Source organism: Psychrobacter glacincola (genome assembly GCF_965118485.1).
Lineage (GTDB): Bacteria > Pseudomonadota > Gammaproteobacteria > Pseudomonadales > Moraxellaceae > Psychrobacter > Psychrobacter glacincola_D.
In genome coordinates this window covers 1-22,454 of the sequence record NZ_CBCPJH010000027.1, presented here as the reverse complement: position 1 = coordinate 22,454, position 22,454 = coordinate 1, and the positions used below count along the sequence as shown (strand labels likewise).

Genomic DNA, 22,454 nt, shown 5'->3' with positions numbered 1-22,454 from the left:
CCTAATCAGTAGGGCTTTTTTTGGAGCAAATTATGTCAAAAGTTTATATTGCAAAAAATGCAATCGGTCAATTTAACGCCGGTGAAGAAGTCGTTGGCCTAGAGGATGCCGAGCGCATCGAGTATCTATTAGATATTGGTGCTATCGAAGAAGCTAACAGTGATGACAAGTCAAAGCCTGCAACCAAGGCAGCCGCCAAAAAGGACTAAATTATGTATGCGACTCATGACGATTTAATAAGCCGCTTTGGTGAGCTTGCTATAGCTGAGCTTGAGTCCATGCACAATGACGGCTTGCTTGCAGTCACCAATGCACTGTCTGACGCTAGTGAAAAGATGAACAGTTACTTATCCATACGCTATAAAACGCCATTGAATAAGACTGAGCATCTAAAGTTGATTTGTGCTGATATTGCTCGCTATTTGCTTTACATGAACGAGCCGACCGACGAAGTGGAGGCACGTTATAAAGAAGCGCTTAAGTGGCTGCAAGACGTGGGTGCGGGTAAAGCCAATGTCACGTTTGCTGAACCATTGACTGACGATGAGCAGCAATCTACTTACATCAAACCTGCGGTGCCCATCGGTGATAGTTATCGTGGTCAAGTCTTTGGCGATGATGTGTTTGCCAAGATGCCAGGTATGAATTGAGGTATTTATGATTGATGCTAATTTATCAGGCGGTGACGAGATAATCAGGCGGCTGGGCGCTTTGTATTTTGATAATCAAAAGATGCAGAAGTTTAGCCGTATGGCTGGTGCTGAAATGGTCTATCAAACTGAGGAGCGCTTTTATAATCAGCACGACTTAGGGCGGCAACCGTGGAAACCATCGTTAAGAGCCATTGAGCAAAGCGGTAAAACCTTGCGTGATACTGGTCGATTGATGGCGTCTTTGACCTACATTGCGTTACCCGATGGCGTCAAGTGGGGTACAAACGTAGTGTATGCAAAAGCCATGCACTACGGACTACCTAAGTACAACGTGACTGCTAGGCCGTTTATGGGCATGAATGACGACGACAGAGCTAGTGTGCTTAACATTATTAATCGAATTATGGACGTAGACTTATGAGTAATTATTTTGCAGTAGGTCTTGGCTTGATTGACCACTTAGAGGCTAAAGCTATCGAGTGGGGCATTAAGCACGTCGGTACTGTTGCCAGTATCAATAAGATTAATAAAAACACTACACCGGCGCTATATGTCATCAATACCTCAAACAATCCACGCGCTAACGGCTCGATAGATAGTCGTGACGTGCAGCAATGGACGGTTGTTGTCGCTGTTAGTAACCAAGCAGCACAGGACGATGTTAGAGCACTGATGGAAACGTCAGGCGAGCTTATCAGCAAAGTGATTAATCATGTGCAAGGTTATGAGGTGGACGACTATCACGAGCCACTAGAACGCACCAACACATCAGGCAGACCGGACTACTTCAGCACGTTTGCGCTTTATCCGCTTACTTTCAATACTAAATTTCAGCCTTAGAGGACAAACACCATGGCAGAGAACTTAAACCAATCCCACGCCTTTATCGGCAAGGGTAAAATATATTTAACACCGATTACAGGAGCTGTGCGCGGTAAACCTTTTTGGGTTGGCGTTGCATCAGCATTATCTTTTGCTCATAGTGTAGAGGATGAGAAGGAACTTATTGAGCATCATTCTGGCACCAACCAAGTTTGGGATGTGTCAGCCGGTACTAAAAAGACTACCGTGTCTTTGACTATCCAAGAGCGCCGACTTGAAGCAATGCGAGCAGCACTACAGGCCACTGTTGAAACCGTAGCGACTGGATCAGTCACAGCAGAAGAATACGCTGTTGACGCAATCGGCGATATTGTGTTTTTAAAGCATTCAAATATCAGCGTTACGACTGTAACCGATAGCGCGAGCGCCGCATTAGTTGAAGGTACTGATTACAAGATAGACAATCAGTATGGCCGTGTTGAGATACTAAAAGCAGGTTTAACAGGTATCAAAGTCGGTTACACCTATGGCGCTGCTACAGTTATGAAGCCAATGACGGATAACGTAGATTTCTACGAGCTACGTATTGACGGTCTGAATACAGTCGGTCAAAAAGATAAGCAGATTGTGACCGCTTATCGCGTCAAGCTAAACCCATCTGATGCTTACGACTTAATCAATGATGACTTTGCTGAAATGCAAATTGAAGGCACAGCATTGTTTGATGAAGCGCGTAATGCCGCTTATGAGATTAAAACGATTTAGTGTTTTGCCCTAGTCATAACATCGGCTAGGGTTTTTTATTTAACTAAGTCATTGCGTGTCGATGGCTTACTCAAATAAAAAGGATAAATTATGCGTACTAATGCACAAACCAAACTGACAAATATTGTCACGGGTAACGTTATTATCTTGTCTGATAGCTTATATCCTGATGCTGAGCATGATTGGTCGGCTATCGTATCAAGTACCAAGTACGCGCTAGACGGTACGATGATTGTCGAGCAGTCGGTAAGACAAGCTGGCAGACCGTATGTGATGCAAGCGCCTGATGGTCACGGCGTACTATCACGAGCAACGGTTAATGCGCTCAAATCTGAGTGTGACAAGCTAGGGGCGACCTTTTGGCTAGATTATCTAGCCGATGGAGTAGTAAAGCGCGTAAAGGTTATGTTTGATACAACACAAGAGGCTATCAATGCGACGCCAGTCAAAGGCTCGACAAGCCCAAAACTCACTGATTATTATAATGTAACGCTTAAATTCTTAGAGATACCGAGCACATAACAATAACAACTAGCACAAACACAGCCCACCTACACGGTGGGTTTTTTAATGCCTAAAATTTGACGGATGATGACAATGGCGATTACTCAAAACGATTTAGAGATATTAAAGTCCGAAATCATGGCAGATACGCCTGATGGTGGCGGATTACCAACGGGTATTGCCGTCATTGATGGGGTATCTAATAACTTATTCCCTGATGTATCGGATATTGACCGCTTACTTGGTCGTGTGCGTTTGCGTAAGTTGTATTTAGCAGTCAAAACAGCAAGCACAGACTTATTGCAAGCGACACGTATGCTTATAACCGAGTTGCCTGACAATCCTAATATCAGTGTATTTTTCTTTAAAGCGCCGAGTTTTGCGGATAGACGAGTAGATGCTCAGAATAAGATTGAATCATATCTTGCTTTTGGTACACGGTGGGCAGGGCATGTATTAGAAACCCAGTTATCAGGTCAACGCGTTATTCAAATCTCGTTAGACAAAGGCGACCCATTGCCATCTATAGACCAGCCGCTTGTCTTGGTGCAAAACGAAGGACAAAGTGACGAGTTTTATCAATACCTACGACCTTTAAAAATTGAGACTGTTGAGCGACGTTTTCAGAAAAACGCACAAGATACGGTTACTCGTATTGTCGCTACTATTGAGTTTGGCGATACTTTAAACAAATCATTTGTCGGCTTAACTGTGCCTGAGTTTTACCAAAATGCTAGCACTTCAAGACGCGCTATCTTGCGTGAGGCTCGCATTGCTGATGCTGCTAAGTATTACAGTGCAAGCCGTCTTGCTGAGCCTGTTGTGGCGATGCTATCAAGACAAGTGGTGATTGATTCAATTTTTACGCAAGTTGTGCCTAGCACCATGGTTGAAACACCATTACTACGCTTAGACCCTGTTAATCAGAGCGAGTCACAGTCTGTCAGCGATGGCGTGATTATTATTAATCAGTCAGTTAACGCTACCAGTGGCACAGCATTTAACTTATCAGGTGGCGTTGGTGTTGGCACGTTAAGTCTAACGGTTGGCGATATTGTACTGACCGATGCAAAAGGCGAGCTACGCACAGCGCTAGGCGTGTCATACGGTGCGATCAATTACAGCACAGGACAAATCACTTGGTATAGCAACATGAACAAAGGACAGGTAACGGTAACAGGTAGCTATAAACCTGCATCCAATATTATCCGCGTTGCTCAAACTGACTATCAAATCGTGGGCGGTAACGCAGGTTATAACTTTGTACGTGAGCTGGGTGTTACGCCATTAGCGGGTAGCTTAAAAGTTAGCTATGTTGTGCAAGGTTCTGTCTATACCGTTACTGATGATGGTCGCGGAAACTTAGTTGATGTTAACGGTAGTGGTCGCGGCACGATAACAGGCAAAACGGTGCTACTCACTACCGAGGCGATACCAGATGCCGCAAGTCATATTATTTATAGCTTTGCGGTAGATTTAGATACTTACAAGTACGGTGCAACGGTATTAAATAAGCCCTATCACGCGCTAGGCGTAACGAGAGCTGTCAAAGGTGACGTTACTATCACATGGGGCGCAAAGTCGGCTGTATTAAGCGGTGGTGATATCACAGGTGATGCAAGCGGTAAAGCATCAAGTAGTCAGATTATGCTTGCACCTAATAGCACAGTGGCAAAAGGCACTTCTTATACATTAGCTTATGATGAGTATGACGAAGCAAGTGTAAAAACGGTTACTGATACAGTGCAAGGTGGTAGTGTTAGCCTTGATTTAGGTCAGGCGTTTACCAGTGCAAAAATTGATGTTATCGCATCAACGATTGACGCTAGCAAAAAGAGATTGAAAGCGGAGCTTAATATTGATTCAAGCACTGAGACTGTCATAGTTCTAAACACGTATATCGAAGCAACAGAGGGCGTTTGGTCAAGATTAACAGGTGTTGGTAGTGATTATTTAGCATCTATCAAAAGTGTATCTGTCAGTAAATCGACAGGGCTAGTGAGTTTCATTATCGCGTTCTCTTACTATTTTGATATTCATGGTGGTTTTTATGCGTCCATTGGGAGTGATTACGTTCCTTATGAGTACCAAAGCACTAACACATACCCGATTGAAACTAGCGTATCTACAATGACAGCCGTTATCGGTACAGCGTCAACCGCTCAAACATCATCTGGTATTTTTGGTGATATGCGTATTGATTTAGCGCAAGATAATGCTGCTAGAGTTATCACTAACTCTGTTTATTTGACGGCATTAGGTAAGACGCTAAACGATAAGTCAGGCTCGGTTTATAACGGAGCTACTAAAGTTGGCGTGATTGATTATAGCGCAGGTGTTATCACTCTTAATGAATGGCAAACAGGTGTTACTAACAGCGCCAACTTAATCTCAATGATGCGTGAGCAAAACCCGTTATCAGTGGGCAATATCATATTCAGAACGCCAAACGCGCCACTTAAAGAGGCATCATTACAGATAGATGCAATCCTTGAAGATGGTACGGCAATCAGTCTAACGACAAATACACTAGGCAATATCACGGGCAGTAAGTACGCACACGGTACAGTGGATTTTAAAGCAGGTGTTGTCATGCTTTATTTCTACGAAAAACTAGGCGTTATCGCTAATCCTACGGTAGTTGATGAGCCGTGGTATGACGTTAGTAACGTCTATTCTGATGGCGGTCTTGATTATATCAATAAACCAATCTACGTTAAGCCTGACTCAATCCGTTATAACGCGATTGCATACAGCTATCTACCGCTTGATAAAGAGCTTATCGGACTTGATCCGGTGCGCTTACCTACTGATGGTCGTGTGCCGTTTGTGCGTAAAGGTGACAGCGTAGCGATTACTGAGCTTAAAACAATGGTGCTACCGACCAATGCGCCTAATGACTTGTTTGACTTAGGCTTTGAGCGGTTATCTGATGTCAATGTCGTTGATAGCACAGGTAAAAAAGTGAGCTTTGACTATCTCGATATCGACCTTGACGCGGGGACATTGCAGCTTAACGGCTTATTTGATATGTCGTTCTACACCGCGCCACTGACTGCAAAATATCGCATTATGGACATTGCGCTAGTGATTGAAACTGATATATCAGGTCGTGTGACGCTATCAACACCTATCACGCATGACTATAGTACCGCAGCCGTCTTTAGTTCAATGCTATTAGCAGGGGATATGCAAGCGCGTGCGTTTAACGTCTTTGGTCAACAGTCGTGGGGCAGTGTATTTAGCGATACACTCATTGGTAATGCTACAACATCACAGCTTCAAGTGACGAACAACCCTATCGTGATAACCAATCGTGATGCGATTGAGGAGCGATGGGCGCTAGTTTTTACAAGTGCAACAGCTTTTAACATCATCGGTCAAACAGTTGGTCAAATCGGTACAGGCACAACATCAACACTGACAGCACCTATTAATCCAATGACAGGCTATGCGTACTTTACGATACCGGCAGCAGCATGGGGTACTGGTTGGTCAGCTAACAACGTGGTACGTATCAATACAGCGGCAGCTAAATATCCCGTATGGATTGGCAATGCCATTCAGCAGCATCAGGGTAGCAGTAGCGATAATTATGACTTTACGATTGGTTATCATGCCAATATTGACCGCGAGCGAGGTGACGTATGATATTGAGTGTTGATGCAAAAAACGCAGCACTAAAAGGCATTGCTGATAAATTAAACGCTGGTACTAATTCGGTTTTATCAATCTATGTAGGCGCTACACTTGCCGCTGAATTTGCCTTGCTTAATCCAGTGCAGCAATCAATCACTGGTGCTGTTATGACGTTCAGGATACCGCCTAAAGTGCTAGCCATTGCGTCAGGGATACCAACAGATGCAAAGGTACTAGCAGCAGACGGAACACTGATAGCGACGCTTGACGTGGCAACAGAGATTACGCTAGATAAAGCTCAAATCTATCAAGGCGGTTATGTGACGCTGACAGCGCTAACAATGAGTATCTGATATGGCAACGATAAACGGTAGGGCAAAACGCTTTGACGGCTTGCCGATTGATTACGTGCTTATTTTTCAGTGGAAAACAGGAAAGTGCTTAGGTAAGTCGATACCAAATGCAGCAGGTAACTGGTCGTTTGATTACGATACCAACTTAATAGTCGGTATCACTTATATAGCTGATGGGTGCGAGCCTTTAACGCATGGCGCGTATGAAATTGTAATAAATAAATAAAACAGTTTAAAAAAAGGAGAGTATAGATGGAGCCAATTATTTACAGCTCGCAAGATAGTGGTGCGCCGCAGCTAAGCGTTGGTTCGGGTATATTAAACACTGTGATAAAAGGCTGTTTAGTTACTGGATATGGTGATAAAGCTGCGGCTGGTTGGGAGGCTGTATATGAGGATATGGCGACGTATAAATTAGCGATACGCCCAAAAAACCCTAAAAGCATAAAAAGTGTTTTATTGCTAAATGATGCACCCCAAGCCTCTACGATAGTTACAGCATATACGGATTGGAGTCTCCCGACCCAAAATGGAGTAAATCAATTTGGGTCAGGTTATTTTGTCAAAGAATGGACAGCAGACAATCCCAGGTGGATACTTTTAGCAACAGACTCATTCTTTTATCTTTTTGTTTATTTCCAGTCAGTCGCTCCTAATTTTGTGGTGATGAGTGGGTTTGGTGATGTTAATTTGTTGATGCCAGGCGAAGGTAGTAGTGCTCTTATCGCAAGCATCGAGCCAAGCGTTAGTTCTGATAATACGGGGCATAAATCAGTTGCAGTGAGCAATGGCGTAGTAGCTAAATTCCCCGCGCCCTTATTTCCGCAAAAAAGTACCGCATACGGGTGGGGCGATGCTTCCCCCACTTTAGCATCTGGCAATAGCTATCGGTCAGAAGTGGTTATACTTAGTAGGTTCCTCATGTATCAAAACAAAGACGGAACAATGCAGCCTACGTTTGAGCTGCCAGGTATGCTCATGCCGTACTCCGAGATAACAAGCGGTGTATTGGGGTCGTATGGTATGGATATACTCGAAAACCAGCACCCGTATGTCAATCCGATTCTAGGGTTTATTCAAGTTTATCACGGGAAAGTTTGGATACATACTGATGACTGGGGGTAATTATGATATTTAACTTATCGATTATCGATAGAGGCTTTGCATACGGCAGTGGGTATATCGCAGGTACAGCAGATGGTATCGTCACAGTAGCAGGTAAAGCTGCGTCGAGGGCTATCTATCTGTATGCGCTGTACAATCATAAGCCGATGGTGTTTGTTGCTAAGGTGTGGAGTACAGCGCAGGGTAATTATATATTTAGCAATCTTGATACATCGATGCGATATTTAATCATGGTACGCGATTATGCGGGTCAATATGAGCCGTTTGCATGGGATTATGTCGTACCTGCAACCGACCTCACGCCGCGTGAGCAGTATATTTTAGAGCAAGCGCAGCAGGCTATTTAAACTAAACTGAGGTAATTATGTCTAACTCGTTACCTCTTTTGCTTGAGCGTGCGATAAGTAGCTCGCGGCCGTCTAACGCGCTAGAGCTACCGCTTGATCGCAAACTAGGCGAGCTATCACGCTACACATACGTCTATGCTGATGCGTTACCGTTACGGCTTGAGCGCAGGATTGACGAGCAGCCAGCCGCTAACGCGCTATATTTAGCACTCAGTCAGCCGCTTGGCACACTTGCGCCTGTTTTGTATGTGACAGCAAACGCGCTACCCTTGCCATTGTCTGAGATGATTAGCGAGCAGCCGCCTAGTAATAAGTTGCCGCTAAGTATGACGCGCAAGCTCGGCGCGGTCACAGGTAGTTATGTGCCGCCTGTTACACCGCCTATAGATAACGATACTAGCGTAGCAGTCACAGCGATAGCAGATATAGCGCCCACAGCATCGGCTAGCGTTACCGTTGAGCTTGGCAATGTAAGTATGACAGTCATTGCACGTGCAGAGCTAACGCCCACGGCTATCGCAACGGTTAGTTATGACGCCAATGTATTTCGCGGTTTAATTGCTGATGCGTCTAGCGATATGCAAAACGCTAAATTGCAAGGTATTGATAGGCGGTCAGGATTTGAGTCTAACGAGAATCTAACGCACCATGCAGCCACAGACTGGCAGCAATCAAAGCTAATCGGCACAGACAACCAAGCACAGTTTGAAGCCAATGAGCAATTAACAACAAGCAGTCAAGCATTGTTTGAGCAATCAAAGCTCATAGGTGATAGCAGCAAGCAGCTTTACGAGTCGCAAAACTTTATCGCTAGTAAGTCACAGCTAAAAAATGAGCAATCAAAGCTAGTCGGTCATAGTCAGTGGTACGGCTTTGAGGCGATGGTTAAGCGCCAAATTGAGCGAGCTATTAGCGGCGAGAGTGCGAAGCTATTAACGGACAAACTTAGCACTTATAGCGAGTACGGCCGTTTATTAAATACCCGTACCGATTTTTTAATCGAAACAGCAAGATTGCCTTTTAGTAAACTGCGTTATGTACCGCCGCCAGTATCACAAACCGTTATCCTCAAAGAGCAAATCATTGAAGGGTGGGAGTGTGGTTCAGGCGCGTTACGTCACTATGTTTATAATGACGAACTAGCGTTACCGATGACACGGCGGATTGCTGATAGAGATTTATCTAGTAGTCTAGCAATGCCCTTATCAATGCCACTTGGCACATTAGTGTTATCGGCTGCTGACGCTGATGCAATGGAAACCTATCCATGCAAGCGCAAAACACTAGGCGTTAATCCGACGCTTGATGTGACGATGTGTGAGCCTAGAGTATTTGGCAAGTCGTCAGGCGTAGCGATACACTCACAGGCAACGCTTGATGCTATTGCATATCTACAATTAACTATTAGCGACACAAACGATGCTTACGGTCAAGGAGTCATATTTGTGACAAACAGTGTGTCATTAGTGCGCACCGATGATGGGCGTGAGATTAAAATGCTAGGCTTTAGCGTCGGCATTGATAGCAATAGCTACACATGGTCATTTAGCGCGACTGTACCGCTATCAGAGCTGTCTAAAGTTAATACGGCATTAGAGCAACGCATAGGTGTTGAGTTTACTTGTAACGGCAATCTATGGCGATTTATCCTAGATGGTTGTGATGACAGTGTATCGTTTGGTGAAAGCTCGCTAACGATTAAAGGTAAGTCACGAGCTATACTTTTGGCGCATCCTTACGCACAGCAACGAGGCTTTAAGTTTGATACCGGCATGAGCGCAAGACAAATTGCTGATGCAGAATTAAGCCGCAATGGCGTACCGTCAGGCTTTACACTTGATTGGCAATTAGCAGGGGTTAACGGTTGGAATGTACCGGCTAATACTTACAGCTATACAGGCAAAACGCCTATCAATAGCTTGCAATGGATCGCCGAGGCCGCAGGTGGCTTTATCAATGCTGATATGAGTGCTGATATTTTGCACGTACTCGCACACTATCCAATACCAAGTTGGGAGTGGGCTACGCAAACGCCTAGCATTAACTTGACGCAATCATTGATTACCAGTCGCAGCCGTGGCCGTATCAATAAGCCTAGCTATAATGGCGTATTATTATACGGTGAGCATGATACCAGTTTTGGTGGATTGATTAAGCGCACAGGCACAAGCGGAGGCTATCAGCCGCCTATGGTCACAAGTGACTTAATGACTGACCAAGTCGCCGCTATTAGCCGAGGCAAGATGATATTAAGCGATACAGGTGATATTGGTAATATCGGTATCTCAATGCCATTGGTCGCTGATGTGGGCGTATTAAAACCATCTACCTTAATCGGTGTGAATGATGGTGAATCATGGGTTGGCATGGTCAGAGGCACGACTGTTACAGGTCGTCTATCGAGCAATCGAGTGTTAGAGATTGACCAGTCTATTGATGTTGAGCGTCATTTTGATAAGGGGTAAATAATGGCTAGCGGTAACTTATGGCAGTTATTCAAAAACGTCACTGAGCAGGGCGCTAAACAACTTGCAACCGTCATTGACCGTACAGGCTCAAACTATACGGTCACGATGCAGGGCGGCAACGTATCAGTGGCGACCAGTAGCTCTGCTTATGATATTGGAAACAAGGTTTTTGTGCGCGACGGTGAGATAATTGGTATCGCCCCTAATTTGCCCTTTGTTGAAATCGAAGTGTGATATAATAACTATGTCGGCTAGGTTGAGATTAATTACCTCAACTGAAAAGCTTTTAACCTGAAAGTTGCCGACACCTTCCATCAGGTTATAACAAGAGGTTGTTATTATGTCTAAGAAATTAACACACGGTGTTGGTTATAATTCAAAAGGTAAGTATAAGGTTAGGATAAATGGCAAACGAACGTCAACCTACCTAAAGTGGCAGAGTATGCTGATGCGCTGCTATAGCACTCAACGACAAAAGAAATACCCTACTTACATTGGTTGCTCAGTTGCTAGCGAGTGGTTCGATTTTCAGAATTTTGCTGATTGGCTTGAGAGTCACGCCTATAGCGGGTTGGAGTATCAGCTAGATAAAGATATTCTATATCCCCACAATAAGATATATAGCCCTGATACGTGCTGCCTAATCCCTTTGGAGTTAAATACCTTGATTACAGATTGTGGGAGAGCTAGAGGTAGTTACCCTCAAGGCGTTAATTTTGATAAAGCCCTGAAAAAGTACAGAGCGCAGATAAGGGTTTGCGGTAAAAGTAAACATATTGGTTATTTTAACTGCCCCAACGAAGCGCACTTGGCGTATAAAAAAACTAAAGAGGCTCATGTTAAGACTAAGGCGATAGAGTGGCAAGATAGGATTGCACGTGATGTTTTTGACGCATTAATGTCATGGGAGTTGGTGTAATGAAACAGTTAACTCAAGCGATATTTAATGATTGCCCTAACTGGGTTAAGAGCGCAGCGGTTGATAGCGATGGTTATGCTTACCTTTATGAAGAGAGCACAGAATTATTAACTTTACACGAACTAGAATTTAGTAATTCTAGTTGGGGAACTGCAAGAAAATCATTAGGTGGTAACTACGACACAACTAACTGGCAGAACAGTGCAATAGATCGAAAAGGGTATAGGTGTCCGAAATGTGACTACCATCACTCGCCAAATCAATGTAGGGAATGTGAGTGCATTAACTGCTACAGTCTTATAATTTAAACCAGAATATACAAACAAAAAACCTCACCTCACAGTGGGGTTTTTATTACCTAAAAACCGAGGTCTAGTATGACAGATAAAAAAGACGATAGCGTTAAAACTATCAAAGTAGCAGGGCAAGAGATTGCGATCAACCGCGTCAAAATGAAAAATCTACATGAAGTCACACGAGCTTTTCAACCATTTGTCGCTGAATTTGAGCGTATCGTTAAAGCCAAAAAAGGTATGCCGGAAAGTGAATTAATGGGGCTTATCGGTACGTTTACCGATGAAACGGTTATCTTAGCCTCAACACTAACAGACCAGCCGCCTAGCTTTTATAGAGAGCTTGAGCCATTAGAGATGCTGCAAGTCATGCAGGAGGTAGTATCGCATAGCGGTGATTTTTTTATGCGTCAGATTTTCATGCCCCTAAAGCAACTGGGGGCACAACTAGCGTTACTTGGTACGACAGCTTACTACCATTCTACAAAATCGGACTCAGAGAACGAGACATCTTAGATATGGTTTTTGGTGAATGGTGGGGCTTATCTAAAGCACTGGCTAAAGATAAGCAGCAAGAGGTTAAAAATATGGCAATCGCTATGCGAGTGTCACAAGCGGATAGCAAAGGTTGGAAAGAGTTTATGAAAGGTTGAGCTTTAATTAGCCGTAACCTCAATACGGGGGTCAAGGGCCACCGATTTGATGACCGTTGCAGTCTGCATATTTGTAGAGTGGTTAGTTCCATTTTGGAACATACCACTATTTAACATTAAGAGCTTTGAGCCTTACGATTATTTCATCTAGCTTGTCGTGAGTGTTGTCATCGTCGCTTAGTGACTTTTCAAGGCGATAAACGAGTTCAGCATTAGCCGAGCGATTATTGCTTGCCGCTGCTTGTTCTAGTCGCTCTTTTAGGTCGATAGGCATCCTATGGCTAACTGGCACAATCTTAGACATTGTTAATCCTTATTTTGTTGGTTAGTGATGGTTGAATAATATAGTAATTAATTGCACATTGCAATGATAACGTGATATTATAACCATGTGCTTGAGAAAACTCAGGCACAAAAAAACCCCATAACATTACTTTCGACGGAATTGTTATGAGGTTGTTAACACAACTATCAGAGAGGTATTAACATGGCTAGTATAGCATTGAGTTTTAATAATGTCGATTTAACGACCATTGATAGAAATGACGGTCAAATATGGGTAACATCAAGCGAGCTTGCAAAGGCACTTAATTATAAGCGTTCTGATACTGTTAGCCGTATTTACAGCCGAAATGCTGACGAGTTTACAAGTAGTATGAGCTTGACCGTCAAAATGGGGGTCAAGGGTTTTGGCAGTGGCAATAGCGAAAAAGAAGTTCGTTTGTTTAGCTTGCGAGGCTGTCACTTAATCGCAATGTTTGCCAGTACCGATGTATCTAAGAAGTTCCGAAAATGGGTGCTTGACCTTATAGATAACCACACGCAAAAAGAAAAGTTACCACTTAGCGTTCAACAGTCGCTAGATGCAGTTTATGCAATACGCGCCATTGAATCAGATAAAGCTAGTGGTCACGGCTATGGTTTAAATAAATGGAAAGGCGACAAGGTGGTATATGATGAGGCTATCACTACCATCATGGAATACATACAGCCCGAATTACCCAACCTTAGTAATAAGGAGGGTTAACCATGGCAAAGCACTCAGTACCGCTATCGAAAAGGCAGCGAGATTTTGACCAACTAGAAGCCTTTAGCTTAGACATTAAGTCGTTTAACGAGCTTTATCACATAAGGCTGACAGCGCCAACCGGTCACGAAATCAACTACTACCCCACTAGCGAGAAATGGCAGCGAATGGGCAGATGGTATAAAGGTTTTGGTGACTTAATTGAATACTTAAACGAGGTTTCATAATGACAAAATATGAAGCCGAAAGACTCGCAAAACTAGCGAAGATTGAGCGCGTTAAGGGATTGCTTGAAGCCAATAACATTGATTTCGAGCAGCACAAAAACGGCGTTCACATTCAGATAAAAACAAATTTTGGCTTGGCTCATGTGTGGGCATCAACCGATAAGATACAGGTTGAGGCGGTGAATTATCAATACGAAAATCACGCGCAGCTAATCACTATGATTCAGAGTTTGATATATAGACCGCAGTGGTTGGACGCAAAGCCTAACCTAGACAACTAAACAAACATTACAGCTCGGTGAGTGTAATGTGAGTTGCACTCATGGGCTAGGGGATTGAGATGGAACGCGAAGATATTAAAATCGGTAGTCGTTGGCAGTTAGGCAAGAGCTTTGTTTATGTAACAGTTAGATTGGTGACTGATAATAAGCATACGTATAACAGCGTCTACTTTGTTAGTGATAACGAGTCGTTTCTAGATGATTTGCCAATTGATGTATTTTTAAGTAGATTTACCGAGGTGGCGAAATGAGCGCATGGATAAGAGTGACCGACAAGCTACCTGAAAACAATGGCATGTACATTGTGGCTGTAGCGGACAAAGAACACCTAAACAAAGTTCCTGATGTCACCGCTGCATTTTTTAAAGATGGTGAGTTTGTGCATATTGAGAACCATAGCTTCTACGACCGAAGGCTTTTTGTCACTCACTGGGATTACCTACCATCAACGCCATGTGATTATTACTACTAACAATTAAACCCTTTTGTCAGCTAGGCAGCGCAGCCGAAAGCAAGACACGCTAACTTGTTGCTGACAATCCTATTAGCGATTACTAAGCGAGTAATGATATGGAAAAAATAACCAAAGAGATGGTGATTGCACTTATAGTGGCGGCAGGATTGTTTTGGGGTTTAATTTTTTATCTAAATAACAGCACTATGTCACCTGAAAGCCTTGATGCTATGATGGAGCGACAAGCTGATTATGAAAAAAGAGAAAGCGAAAAGCCTAAGAAAAGCAGTAGTAACACTAAACTGATTACCGACTGTCAGATTCGATTGAAGTCAACGCTGCGAAATCCCAGCTCTTTAGAGCTTAAATTTTCATCAAACCAAGCTACAAACACAAGCGATGGCACAAGGGTATCGTTTCCTTACTCTGCTGAAAACGGCTTTGGCGGCATGACAGCAGGACACGCTGTCTGCGTTTATGATGCCAGTGGCAATGTGATAAGTACGCAGTTTAATTAATAAGTAACGAATAAACCAATAAGCCTTACTTTAATTAGTAGGGCTTTTTTATGTCCAAAATTTGAGGTAATCCAATGGCAGGTGATTTAGATTTTAACGTACAGTTGCGGCTATTGAATGACCAGTTCAATAATGGCATCAATGAGGCACGTGACAGGTTTACGCAATACGCGCAATCAGTGCAGCGCAATGTGACACAAATGAACGCTGATACCGAGCGAGCGACGACGATGCTTGCTGGGCTTGGTAACGTCAGCTCAGATAGGTTGACGGCTGAGATACGCGCAACGGCTGACCAGTTGAGACAGATGGGCGCCGGTGCCAATATATCAGGTGAGCAAGTTGAAGCGGCAATGCAAGCGTCTGCCTTGCAGGTAACAAGATTAGGTAATGAGCTAAATGAAGCAAGGCTTGAGGCGGTAAGACTAAGCCAAACAGGTGCATCACCTAACGAGTTAGAAGCTGCTGCTGTCAAAGTCAATCGCTTAGAGCAAGAATTAGGACAGGCACGTAGCGCAAGTGTCAGCCTCGCAAATGAGCTGTCAGGTGCAATGAACAGAGCAGCCAACACTGCTGACGATGCACGTAATGCCATCTATCGAATTACAAACGTTCGAGTGCCGGAAACGATACGAGGTGAGATTGACCAGATTAGCCGGTCATTAGTAGATTTTCAGAACAACAGTGGTCGTCCTGCTGCTGAGATTGATCGCGTAACCCGTGAAGCAGAAGAACAGATTAGACGGCTTGAGCGTGAGCTGAACGGGCTTGGTGACACTCAGAATAATGCTGCTAATGGCGCTAACAACTTAGGCAATAACGTCAATAAACTAAAAGGCGCGTTTGGTGGCTTGCAAGGTTTATTGGCAGCAGCAGGTCTTGGTATTGGTGTTGCTGAAATCATTGAAACAGCCGACGCATTTAAAACACTTGAAGCACGTATCAAGCTAGCAACCGGTGAGGGCGCAGCGTTTGTCACTGGCTTTGAGGGCGTTAAAGAAATTGCCAATGCAACATTTAGTAGTATCGAATCTACAGGTGAATTGTTCTCTCGTATTGCAGCAGCAGGTGAGTCTTTAGGGTTAGCGCAAGGTGAGATTCTAAGCGTCACCCAAACTATTAACGAGGCTATTAAATTATCAGGTGGTAGTGCTGCTAGTGCTGATGCCGCAATTACTCAGTTAATTCAGGGCTTGCAATCAGGCGTGGTACGTGGCGAAGAATTTAACTCCATCATGGAACAAGCGCCACGTTTAGCTAAAGCAATGGCTGACGGTTTAGGCGTGACTCGTGGTGAGTTACGAGCAATGGCACAAGATGGCAAACTCACAAGCGAGGTCGTTATTAACGCGGTACGCTCGCAGGGTGAGGCTATCGCTGGTGAGTTTGCAACACTACCGACCACGGTTGGTGACTCTCTACAAGTGGTTAAAAACCAAATATTTAACTTTGTCGGTGAGCTTGATGGTGCATTAAATCAGACGTCGAAACTTTCAGAAGCGATTAGTTACGTTGGCAATGGCTTAGAGAATTTAGATCCCAGCACTGTATCGGCTTTAACTGGTGTGTTTCAAAACACAGTTGAAACTGTTGTTACGTTAGCTAAAGGAGTTAAGGGTGTTTATGACATCTTTGTTGATTTAGTTAACACGATGATAGGCGGCTCTGCGGATGCATCTGAACAAGTCGGATTAATAACGGCTGCGCTTCACGGTCTAAATGTATTCATTGGCTTTATTAAAGATGGTTTTAGCGCAATTGGAGTTGCGGCTGGGTTTGTTGTTGCAAGTCTGTATGGCGCTATGTCTGATTTAGCAAATATCGCAGCAAGCATAACGTTTGGCGGTGTATCTGAGAGCTTCAAGAAAACTGCTGATGAGCTGCAAGCAAAGTCCCAAGAAACTTGGGCAAGCGCTGAAAAAGACGTTTTAGATTGGGAGTCGTCGGGCGCACAAGCTATCATTAACGCAGGTAAAACCTCGAAAGAACATTTCGCAGAAATAGCGGCTGATTCAGAGGCTACATACAACAAGATGATAGCCGATAGCAGTGCTACAGCCGAGGCTATTGAAGGTCAGCTTGTTAAGATGGTGTCAGACAGAATCAAAGCTAATGACAATATGGTTAGTGATGAGGATAGATTACTTTTAGCCTCTAAAGGTCTGCAAGCCGCCATTAGCGAGACAGGCGATGTTGCCATTACATCCTCAGAAAAGATGCAAGCAGCATACTTAGGGGTAGGTGAGAGTTTCGCAGAGGTCGCACTAAAAGGTAAGGAGGCAGGTAAGAGTATTGAGCTGTCACTTACTGAGGCGATTAACAAAGCGAACACTAAAGAAGCGGTTGATGACATCGTGCTATCACTGCAAGCGATGTCAAATCAAGGCTTGGTGACTGGTCAGCAAATGGAGTTCGGCGCTAATATCGCAAAGACCCGTTACGAGGAAGTTGACAAACAGATACAAGTTAACATCGAGAGCTTTGCGGAATACGCGGCTGATGCCATCGAAAAGCAAGGCGGTATTAACGCGGGTAATCGCCAAGCTATCGAGCTTGAGTTACAAAGGGCTGCTGCATCTAAAAATCTAGGCGTTCAGATTAGCGAAACTGGCGAGGTGATGATTACCGAGTTAGATAAATCTACTATCGCCAGTATGCGCACCAAAGAGCAGATTGACGAGTTAGCAGGTGCGGTCGGTATCGGTCTATCAAAAGAGTTTGTCAAATCTAGCGAGGGCTTGAATGAGCTTGTTGATGGTTTTGATGACTTGGAAAAAGCAGGTTATGACGCAGGTGCAGCGCTAGTAAACTCACTTACTGAAATGTCCGAGAAGGCTAAAAACGAAGTTGAGATTGAGGCTTTAACCGCTAGATGGCATGAGCTGTACAAAGAAGGCAAGATTACCACTAGCGAGCTTGCAGGTGGTTTAGAGCAAGTCGAAAACCGCGCCAACATACTAAAAGACGGTATCAACGGCATCACAGAGGCTTATGGGTTTTTAGGGCTTAAAACTCGTGAGGAGTTAGCCAAAGACGCAAAAGCCTATACAGACTCTTATCAGCTTGTGATGAAAGAGGGTGAGCTAACAGCACAGCAATCTCGTGAGGTCTTTGAGAAAACAGCCAAAGCAAATATTGCCGCTAACAAAGGTGTTATTGATAGCTTTACTCGCACACAGGCAGCAGCATTAGGTTTAACTGTATCGCTTGATGAGCAAGGTCGTCTTGTTGTCGAGGAGGCAGGTAAGTCGGTTAAAGCGAACGATAATGTCACAACGTCAGTCGGTCGTATAAAAACAGCTTATGACGGCATAGCATCAAGTGCCGGTACAGCAGGTCAGGCAATGGTGCGAGCTGCAAATGATGCGTCGTCTGCTTATGATAAGTTACAGCAAAAAATTAAGGCGGTCAAAGAGGCTCAAGAGCTGAAAGTTGGTGACGAAACGCTTAAAAACTTGCGGGTTTATGGTACTGAGAAAGCGCCAGTTGAGGGTAATCAATTTGGATCAAAGCTAGCGGTTGAAAACTTTTTGAAATCACAAGGTTTATCAGAGCTGCAAGCGATTGAGGAGGCTCGTAAGTTATACTCCAAGCAAGGATCAAACAGTGGTGCGCTCAATTTTGGCAAATTACAAGGTTTTGATGACGGTCAGATGATGACACCTGCTGATATAAATCGCTTTAAAACAGCATCGGTTTATCTGGCTGAGGTTGCAGAAAAAGCGCGCAACCTTGAACGTCAGCGTGACAATAGAGATGTGGCAAGAGAGGCGACAGCTAGGATCACGACGCAGGAATACAAACGATTTGATAGTCAGCCGTCAACATCGAAAACTATTGATGTTAACTTTAAGTTGTACGGTCAATCAGCAAAAATGACCATGCCGGAAAATCAAGAAGGCGCATTAATGGCGCTACTGCAACAACTACAAGACAGTAAAGCAATCGCAGGTTACTAGCCACTCATTCGAGTGGTTTTTTTATTGTAAAAATTTGAGGGGGCTAGATGCTTAAAATCAAGGAGGGGCTATGCAGCAAGATATGGCGATTGCAACCGTAAAGTATTTGGCTGTATCAGGCTCAGGTACATTGGCAGCAGCGGCAAGTCTGGGAGCGCAGTTAAATACGCCTCACGTTTATTTAAACTTGCACTTGCCATACTGGGTGTTTCTATTGTCGATGGTATTGCTAAATTTCATCGGCGCATTTTTCGCGCTTAAAATCGATTATATGCAAGCGAATGGCAGCACGATAAGTAACTTTTTTACGGCTGTAATGGTTGGTCTGATCTTATCATTTATTGTCATACCGACTATCAGTCCAACGTCGGGCGTCGGGCTAATGCAGATTGCTTCATTCATATCAGGCTTATGCGGCACCATTTTTCTACGAGTGATTATCAACATACTTAATCGTCAAGATTTGCAAGAAGCACTTGTTGATCTGATTGTGAGCAATAGTATCAAGCTTGCAAACATAGTCATTGGCTTAGCTGTAGAGCATACCGCTAAAATAGTAACGGCATTGCTAGCTGGCTTAGTAGCATCACTCGTATATACGAATAATGTGAGTAATAAGAGTAACGACAATCCTACGCCGCAAGCTCAAACAACGGAGGTATCGAATGATTAATATTATTAGTTACCTTGTGCCTTTTTTTGGCTTAGCTGTGTGCCTTATCGCCGTGTTTACTCGCAAGATTGACACTAGATGCCCTATCAGAGTGAGCAAGATGTGCCTATGGATGACAATATGGACAATCGTATTGTTTTACGACTATCCCTATGACGCATTAAAAGCGGCATCAATAATGATAGTCAGGCTGTGTATGTTGATAGTCAATGTTTTATACATTGCCGAGGCGCTGCGAACAAAACGCAAAAAATTCAATCAGTATTAAATATAGCTCCTTTTTAGGGGCTTTTCTTGGAGCTAAAAATGAGTATTTTTGAAAGTCTATTCAATCGGCTAATGGAGCACGAAGGCGGTTACGTCAATCACCCAAGCGACCCGGGCGGCGAAACCATGTGGGGCGTAACTAAACGTGTTGCCCGTGCTCACGGTTATACTGGCACCATGCGTCAATTACCGAAAGCCACTGCTCAAGCGATTGCTGATAAAAACTATTGGCAAGTTGTCAGAGGTGACCAGTTGCCCAATGATGTTGCTTGGCAGGTTTTTGATGCTGCTTATAATCATGGCAATAAGCAAGCTATTAAGTTTCTTCAACGGGCGATTGGTATTACTGGTAAAGATGTTGACGGCATCATTGGTAATCAGACGCTAACCGCAGTTAAGTGCATGGACTCAGACCGCATTGTTATATTGTTCATTGCCGAACGCTTAGAGTTTTTCACCAATCTCAAAACATGGAACACTTTTGGCAAAGGTTGGTCACGTCGCATTGTTGGCAACTTACGTTGGGCAGCTAAAGATAATTAGGGGTTAATATGCCAATATATTTAATACTAAGACGCTACTGGTTGCCGTTACTACTGCTGCTAATCGTTGTTGTGTCGCTAATCACTATCAAGTGGTATGGCGCTAATCAGTACAGCAAAGGCGTGTCCAGCGCTAAATCGACGATGCAAATTAAGCTTGATGAGCTAAATATCAAACAAGCTCAGAAAATGGCGCAAGCATCAGCCAATTACCAGATAGAAAAAACCAAGCGTGAGAATGAGCAAGGAGTAAAGTATGTCGAAGTGGAAAAAATTGTTGATCGCGTCATTTACCGTAACGTCTGTCTTGATGATGACGGGCTGTCAGCGATTAACAGCGCCGCAGGTCACAAGTAATTTACCTAGCGACCTAATACAGCCATGTCCTGATTTGCGCTTATTAACGGGCACTACGGGCAAAGACGCGACACTATGGATGATTGATACTGCTAACAAATATACGGACTGTAAAGCGCGTCACAGTGCGATAGTTGATGCCATTAAGGTTGATTAGCTATATCAAGACGTTTATACACCTATAGCGATGCTCAGATGTGAGCATCGCTTTTTTATTTGCCTATTTTTTGAGGTCATCAAGATAATCAGCCCATTTTTGCATCATCTCGGTTCTTCTTGATAAAAAAGTCATTCTATTATAAGCCCTGCCGTTTCCATCAACGACTTTATGCGCTAGCTGCATATCAATAAGCTCATACGGGTATTCCAGCTTTTCCTCTAACAGCGTTCTAGCAATGGCCCTAAATCCTTGCACCGTTTGTTCGGTACCGGCAAAACCCATGCGCTTCAATGCCTGATTCATTGTGTTATCAGACAGCACTCGATTTTTTGATACTGTGGACGGGAATACATAATCACCGGTTGCATACTCTTTCATTTCATCGATAACTTGCAATGCTTGTTTTGATAATGGCGATACCATATCGACGCCGGTACTCTTTTTAGTCTTTGGCGGTGTATAAATCCAAACGCCTTGCTCAAGGTCCAACTCAGACCATTTCAAGTTACGGACCTCACCGACGCGCGCAAACGTCAAGATAGCAAAGCGCAATGCTCTACGTGTGGCAAAGTGCCCGTTATATTCGTCAATAGCCAGTAGTAGCTCAGACAGGCGCCGTTCATCTAATATTGCAGGTGCATGGACCACTTCGCCGGTACCAAAAACGCCTCGTAAATGTAATGCTGGATTTTGTGTGGCCCTACCGGTAGCAATTGCGTGTGTCATCACTTGGCTAATCTTGGTCCGTGTCTTTTGAAGCTTGGTAAAATGACCGGCCGCCTCGATAGGCTTTAATACTGCCATGCAGTCTTGTGTTGTTATCTCACTCACTGGCTTATTGCCAATGACAGCGATTATCTCATTAATAGCTGATTGCGTTTTCTCAAGTGTCTTGGGTGAGTAGTTCTTAGTTTTAATCCACTCATCATAGACCGATTTAAAATCATTGGCCATTTTATGCAGCTCAAACTGGACCCTATCTTGCTCACTTACTTTTGGATCTATATTAGTTTCTAATAGTCGCTCACAATCAGCGCGCTTTTTACGTGCATCTGCCAAAGTCAAAGCAGGGTACCGCCCTAGCTTGAACATATCGCTCACACCGGTATAAGGTCGGCTATATTGATAATACCAAGTCTTAGTACCGGATTTAGCGATATTAAGGATTAAACCAGACCCATCATATAATCGATATGGCTTATCTTTGGCTTTGGCTTTGGCGACCTCTGTATTGGTCAGTGGGTTAGTGATACGGGCCATAACAGTAAATCCATTTTAATTAAACAGTAAAAAGCGCAATTACTACTTAGTTTACTGTTATTAATCTCAGTTTGCTACAGACGAATACAGACAGCTACGGACACAAAAAAGCCCTTACGCTATTAAACATAAGGGCTAATCGGTCATCATTGTACTGCTACAGACTGCTAATTGGTACCGGTGGTCGG

29 protein-coding genes are annotated in these 22,454 nt (G+C 43.8%); 27 read left to right on the top strand and 2 right to left on the bottom strand.

What is annotated here, in order from left to right; translation table 11 throughout:
* Nucleotides 1–32: 32 nt before the first annotated feature.
* From ACMHKH_RS10545 to ACMHKH_RS10470, 16 genes are all read left to right on the top strand, one after another.
* Nucleotides 33–209, top strand: coding sequence for a hypothetical protein (locus ACMHKH_RS10545; protein ID WP_413520600.1), 177 nt, complete (start codon nucleotides 33–35; stop codon nucleotides 207–209).
* Nucleotides 210–212: 3 nt separating this feature from the next.
* Nucleotides 213–650 (top strand): gp436 family protein, encoded by a 438-nt coding sequence (locus ACMHKH_RS10540; RefSeq protein ID WP_413520599.1) that lies wholly within the window; start codon nucleotides 213–215, stop codon nucleotides 648–650.
* Nucleotides 651–657: 7 nt separating this feature from the next.
* The gene (locus ACMHKH_RS10535; RefSeq protein ID WP_413520598.1) at nucleotides 658–1,074 is read left to right on the top strand and encodes a phage virion morphogenesis protein; all 417 of its coding nucleotides are present in this window, start codon (nucleotides 658–660) and stop codon (nucleotides 1,072–1,074) included.
* Nucleotides 1,071–1,493 (top strand): hypothetical protein, encoded by a 423-nt coding sequence (locus ACMHKH_RS10530; protein WP_413520597.1) that lies wholly within the window; start codon nucleotides 1,071–1,073, stop codon nucleotides 1,491–1,493. Before ACMHKH_RS10535 ends, ACMHKH_RS10530 begins: the two co-directional genes overlap by 4 nt.
* 12 nt (nucleotides 1,494–1,505) lie before the next feature.
* Nucleotides 1,506–2,240: a hypothetical protein gene (locus ACMHKH_RS10525; protein WP_413520596.1), complete on the top strand. Its 735-nt coding sequence runs from the start codon at nucleotides 1,506–1,508 to the stop codon at nucleotides 2,238–2,240.
* Between the two features lie 90 nt (nucleotides 2,241–2,330).
* Nucleotides 2,331–2,762, top strand: a complete 432-nt coding sequence (locus ACMHKH_RS10520) for a hypothetical protein (protein ID WP_413520595.1) — start codon at nucleotides 2,331–2,333, stop codon at nucleotides 2,760–2,762.
* A 75-nt stretch (nucleotides 2,763–2,837) separates the two neighbouring features.
* Nucleotides 2,838–6,395, top strand: coding sequence for a hypothetical protein (locus ACMHKH_RS10515; RefSeq protein ID WP_413520594.1), 3,558 nt, complete (start codon nucleotides 2,838–2,840; stop codon nucleotides 6,393–6,395).
* Nucleotides 6,392–6,736 (top strand): hypothetical protein, encoded by a 345-nt coding sequence (locus ACMHKH_RS10510; RefSeq protein ID WP_413520593.1) that lies wholly within the window; start codon nucleotides 6,392–6,394, stop codon nucleotides 6,734–6,736. Before ACMHKH_RS10515 ends, ACMHKH_RS10510 begins: the two co-directional genes overlap by 4 nt.
* A 1-nt stretch (nucleotide 6,737) precedes the next feature.
* Nucleotides 6,738–6,962, top strand: a complete 225-nt coding sequence (locus tag ACMHKH_RS10505; RefSeq protein WP_413520592.1) for a hypothetical protein — start codon at nucleotides 6,738–6,740, stop codon at nucleotides 6,960–6,962.
* A 26-nt stretch (nucleotides 6,963–6,988) separates the two neighbouring features.
* Nucleotides 6,989–7,861: a hypothetical protein gene (locus ACMHKH_RS10500; RefSeq protein ID WP_413520591.1), complete on the top strand. Its 873-nt coding sequence runs from the start codon at nucleotides 6,989–6,991 to the stop codon at nucleotides 7,859–7,861.
* A 2-nt stretch (nucleotides 7,862–7,863) separates the two neighbouring features.
* The gene (locus tag ACMHKH_RS10495; protein WP_413520590.1) at nucleotides 7,864–8,208 is read left to right on the top strand and encodes a hypothetical protein; all 345 of its coding nucleotides are present in this window, start codon (nucleotides 7,864–7,866) and stop codon (nucleotides 8,206–8,208) included.
* Between the two features lie 17 nt (nucleotides 8,209–8,225).
* On the top strand, nucleotides 8,226–10,673 hold the full coding sequence (locus tag ACMHKH_RS10490; RefSeq protein WP_413520589.1) for a hypothetical protein: 2,448 nt from the start codon (nucleotides 8,226–8,228) through the stop codon (nucleotides 10,671–10,673).
* A 3-nt stretch (nucleotides 10,674–10,676) separates the two neighbouring features.
* The gene (locus ACMHKH_RS10485) at nucleotides 10,677–10,910 is read left to right on the top strand and encodes a hypothetical protein (protein WP_413520588.1); all 234 of its coding nucleotides are present in this window, start codon (nucleotides 10,677–10,679) and stop codon (nucleotides 10,908–10,910) included.
* Between the two features lie 106 nt (nucleotides 10,911–11,016).
* Nucleotides 11,017–11,595 carry a hypothetical protein gene (locus tag ACMHKH_RS10480; protein WP_413520587.1) on the top strand — a complete coding sequence of 193 codons (579 nt, stop codon included), beginning with the start codon at nucleotides 11,017–11,019 and terminating at the stop codon, nucleotides 11,593–11,595.
* 377 nt (nucleotides 11,596–11,972) lie between these two features.
* Entirely contained in the window at nucleotides 11,973–12,404 is a 432-nt protein-coding gene (locus tag ACMHKH_RS10475; RefSeq protein WP_413520586.1) for a hypothetical protein, read from the top strand.
* Nucleotides 12,405–12,406: 2 nt separating this feature from the next.
* A complete protein-coding gene (locus tag ACMHKH_RS10470; RefSeq protein WP_413520585.1) occupies nucleotides 12,407–12,541 on the top strand; it encodes a hypothetical protein in 135 nt (44 codons plus the stop codon).
* 106 nt (nucleotides 12,542–12,647) lie between these two features.
* On the opposite strand, the gene ACMHKH_RS10465 is transcribed toward ACMHKH_RS10470, so the two are convergent.
* Nucleotides 12,648–12,845 (bottom strand): Arc family DNA-binding protein, encoded by a 198-nt coding sequence (locus ACMHKH_RS10465; protein ID WP_413520584.1) that lies wholly within the window; start codon nucleotides 12,843–12,845, stop codon nucleotides 12,648–12,650.
* Between the two features lie 183 nt (nucleotides 12,846–13,028).
* Here ACMHKH_RS10465 and ACMHKH_RS10460 point away from each other — a divergent pair, with 183 nt between their 5' ends.
* The 11 genes from ACMHKH_RS10460 (at nucleotide 13,029) to ACMHKH_RS10410 (ending at nucleotide 21,003) form a co-directional block, all read left to right on the top strand.
* A complete protein-coding gene (locus ACMHKH_RS10460) occupies nucleotides 13,029–13,568 on the top strand; it encodes a BRO family protein (protein WP_413520583.1) in 540 nt (179 codons plus the stop codon).
* 2 nt (nucleotides 13,569–13,570) lie between these two features.
* Nucleotides 13,571–13,795 carry a hypothetical protein gene (locus ACMHKH_RS10455; protein WP_413520582.1) on the top strand — a complete coding sequence of 75 codons (225 nt, stop codon included), beginning with the start codon at nucleotides 13,571–13,573 and terminating at the stop codon, nucleotides 13,793–13,795.
* On the top strand, nucleotides 13,795–14,076 hold the full coding sequence (locus ACMHKH_RS10450; protein ID WP_413520581.1) for a hypothetical protein: 282 nt from the start codon (nucleotides 13,795–13,797) through the stop codon (nucleotides 14,074–14,076). The genes ACMHKH_RS10455 and ACMHKH_RS10450 overlap by 1 nt, the downstream gene beginning before the upstream one ends.
* Nucleotides 14,077–14,135: 59 nt before the next feature.
* Nucleotides 14,136–14,327, top strand: coding sequence for a hypothetical protein (locus tag ACMHKH_RS10445; RefSeq protein WP_413520580.1), 192 nt, complete (start codon nucleotides 14,136–14,138; stop codon nucleotides 14,325–14,327).
* On the top strand, nucleotides 14,324–14,548 hold the full coding sequence (locus ACMHKH_RS10440; protein ID WP_413520579.1) for a DUF551 domain-containing protein: 225 nt from the start codon (nucleotides 14,324–14,326) through the stop codon (nucleotides 14,546–14,548). Before ACMHKH_RS10445 ends, ACMHKH_RS10440 begins: the two co-directional genes overlap by 4 nt.
* Before the next feature lie 98 nt (nucleotides 14,549–14,646).
* Entirely contained in the window at nucleotides 14,647–15,048 is a 402-nt protein-coding gene (locus ACMHKH_RS10435) for a hypothetical protein (RefSeq protein WP_413520578.1), read from the top strand.
* A 74-nt stretch (nucleotides 15,049–15,122) separates the two neighbouring features.
* The gene (locus ACMHKH_RS10430) at nucleotides 15,123–19,007 is read left to right on the top strand and encodes a tape measure protein (protein ID WP_413520577.1); all 3,885 of its coding nucleotides are present in this window, start codon (nucleotides 15,123–15,125) and stop codon (nucleotides 19,005–19,007) included.
* Nucleotides 19,008–19,077: 70 nt separating this feature from the next.
* Entirely contained in the window at nucleotides 19,078–19,680 is a 603-nt protein-coding gene (locus tag ACMHKH_RS10425) for a hypothetical protein (protein WP_413520576.1), read from the top strand.
* A 306-nt stretch (nucleotides 19,681–19,986) separates the two neighbouring features.
* Nucleotides 19,987–20,490 (top strand): glycoside hydrolase family 108 protein, encoded by a 504-nt coding sequence (locus ACMHKH_RS10420; RefSeq protein ID WP_413520575.1) that lies wholly within the window; start codon nucleotides 19,987–19,989, stop codon nucleotides 20,488–20,490.
* Nucleotides 20,491–20,498: 8 nt separating this feature from the next.
* A complete protein-coding gene (locus ACMHKH_RS10415; protein ID WP_413520574.1) occupies nucleotides 20,499–20,846 on the top strand; it encodes a hypothetical protein in 348 nt (115 codons plus the stop codon).
* Nucleotides 20,746–21,003 (top strand): hypothetical protein, encoded by a 258-nt coding sequence (locus tag ACMHKH_RS10410; protein ID WP_413520573.1) that lies wholly within the window; start codon nucleotides 20,746–20,748, stop codon nucleotides 21,001–21,003. The genes ACMHKH_RS10415 and ACMHKH_RS10410 overlap by 101 nt, the downstream gene beginning before the upstream one ends.
* Before the next feature lie 63 nt (nucleotides 21,004–21,066).
* Here the strand turns inward: ACMHKH_RS10410 and ACMHKH_RS10405 are convergent, their stop codons facing one another.
* Entirely contained in the window at nucleotides 21,067–22,266 is a 1,200-nt protein-coding gene (locus tag ACMHKH_RS10405; protein ID WP_413520572.1) for a tyrosine-type recombinase/integrase, read from the bottom strand.
* Nucleotides 22,267–22,454: the final 188 nt, after the last annotated feature.

Excerpts from the sequence above, each read along its gene's own strand:
- ACMHKH_RS10545 (WP_413520600.1), top strand. The coding sequence starts at position 33 with ATGTCAAAAGTTTATATTGCAAAAAATGCAATCGGTCAATTTAACGCC.
- ACMHKH_RS10540 (WP_413520599.1), top strand. The coding sequence starts at position 213 with ATGTATGCGACTCATGACGATTTAATAAGCCGCTTTGGTGAGCTTGCT.
- ACMHKH_RS10535 (WP_413520598.1), top strand. The coding sequence starts at position 658 with ATGATTGATGCTAATTTATCAGGCGGTGACGAGATAATCAGGCGGCTG.
- ACMHKH_RS10530 (WP_413520597.1), top strand. The coding sequence starts at position 1,071 with ATGAGTAATTATTTTGCAGTAGGTCTTGGCTTGATTGACCACTTAGAG.
- ACMHKH_RS10525 (WP_413520596.1), top strand. The coding sequence starts at position 1,506 with ATGGCAGAGAACTTAAACCAATCCCACGCCTTTATCGGCAAGGGTAAA.
- ACMHKH_RS10520 (WP_413520595.1), top strand. The coding sequence starts at position 2,331 with ATGCGTACTAATGCACAAACCAAACTGACAAATATTGTCACGGGTAAC.
- ACMHKH_RS10515 (WP_413520594.1), top strand. The coding sequence starts at position 2,838 with ATGGCGATTACTCAAAACGATTTAGAGATATTAAAGTCCGAAATCATG.
- ACMHKH_RS10510 (WP_413520593.1), top strand. The coding sequence starts at position 6,392 with ATGATATTGAGTGTTGATGCAAAAAACGCAGCACTAAAAGGCATTGCT.
- ACMHKH_RS10505 (WP_413520592.1), top strand. The coding sequence starts at position 6,738 with ATGGCAACGATAAACGGTAGGGCAAAACGCTTTGACGGCTTGCCGATT.
- ACMHKH_RS10500 (WP_413520591.1), top strand. The coding sequence starts at position 6,989 with ATGGAGCCAATTATTTACAGCTCGCAAGATAGTGGTGCGCCGCAGCTA.
- ACMHKH_RS10495 (WP_413520590.1), top strand. The coding sequence starts at position 7,864 with ATGATATTTAACTTATCGATTATCGATAGAGGCTTTGCATACGGCAGT.
- ACMHKH_RS10490 (WP_413520589.1), top strand. The coding sequence starts at position 8,226 with ATGTCTAACTCGTTACCTCTTTTGCTTGAGCGTGCGATAAGTAGCTCG.
- ACMHKH_RS10485 (WP_413520588.1), top strand. The coding sequence starts at position 10,677 with ATGGCTAGCGGTAACTTATGGCAGTTATTCAAAAACGTCACTGAGCAG.
- ACMHKH_RS10480 (WP_413520587.1), top strand. The coding sequence starts at position 11,017 with ATGTCTAAGAAATTAACACACGGTGTTGGTTATAATTCAAAAGGTAAG.
- ACMHKH_RS10475 (WP_413520586.1), top strand. The coding sequence starts at position 11,973 with ATGACAGATAAAAAAGACGATAGCGTTAAAACTATCAAAGTAGCAGGG.
- ACMHKH_RS10470 (WP_413520585.1), top strand. The coding sequence starts at position 12,407 with ATGGTTTTTGGTGAATGGTGGGGCTTATCTAAAGCACTGGCTAAAGAT.
- ACMHKH_RS10465 (WP_413520584.1), bottom strand. The coding sequence starts at position 12,845 with ATGTCTAAGATTGTGCCAGTTAGCCATAGGATGCCTATCGACCTAAAA.
- ACMHKH_RS10460 (WP_413520583.1), top strand. The coding sequence starts at position 13,029 with ATGGCTAGTATAGCATTGAGTTTTAATAATGTCGATTTAACGACCATT.
- ACMHKH_RS10455 (WP_413520582.1), top strand. The coding sequence starts at position 13,571 with ATGGCAAAGCACTCAGTACCGCTATCGAAAAGGCAGCGAGATTTTGAC.
- ACMHKH_RS10450 (WP_413520581.1), top strand. The coding sequence starts at position 13,795 with ATGACAAAATATGAAGCCGAAAGACTCGCAAAACTAGCGAAGATTGAG.
- ACMHKH_RS10445 (WP_413520580.1), top strand. The coding sequence starts at position 14,136 with ATGGAACGCGAAGATATTAAAATCGGTAGTCGTTGGCAGTTAGGCAAG.
- ACMHKH_RS10440 (WP_413520579.1), top strand. The coding sequence starts at position 14,324 with ATGAGCGCATGGATAAGAGTGACCGACAAGCTACCTGAAAACAATGGC.
- ACMHKH_RS10435 (WP_413520578.1), top strand. The coding sequence starts at position 14,647 with ATGGAAAAAATAACCAAAGAGATGGTGATTGCACTTATAGTGGCGGCA.
- ACMHKH_RS10430 (WP_413520577.1), top strand. The coding sequence starts at position 15,123 with ATGGCAGGTGATTTAGATTTTAACGTACAGTTGCGGCTATTGAATGAC.
- ACMHKH_RS10425 (WP_413520576.1), top strand. The coding sequence starts at position 19,078 with ATGCAGCAAGATATGGCGATTGCAACCGTAAAGTATTTGGCTGTATCA.
- ACMHKH_RS10420 (WP_413520575.1), top strand. The coding sequence starts at position 19,987 with ATGAGTATTTTTGAAAGTCTATTCAATCGGCTAATGGAGCACGAAGGC.
- ACMHKH_RS10415 (WP_413520574.1), top strand. The coding sequence starts at position 20,499 with ATGCCAATATATTTAATACTAAGACGCTACTGGTTGCCGTTACTACTG.
- ACMHKH_RS10410 (WP_413520573.1), top strand. The coding sequence starts at position 20,746 with ATGTCGAAGTGGAAAAAATTGTTGATCGCGTCATTTACCGTAACGTCT.
- ACMHKH_RS10405 (WP_413520572.1), bottom strand. The coding sequence starts at position 22,266 with ATGGCCCGTATCACTAACCCACTGACCAATACAGAGGTCGCCAAAGCC.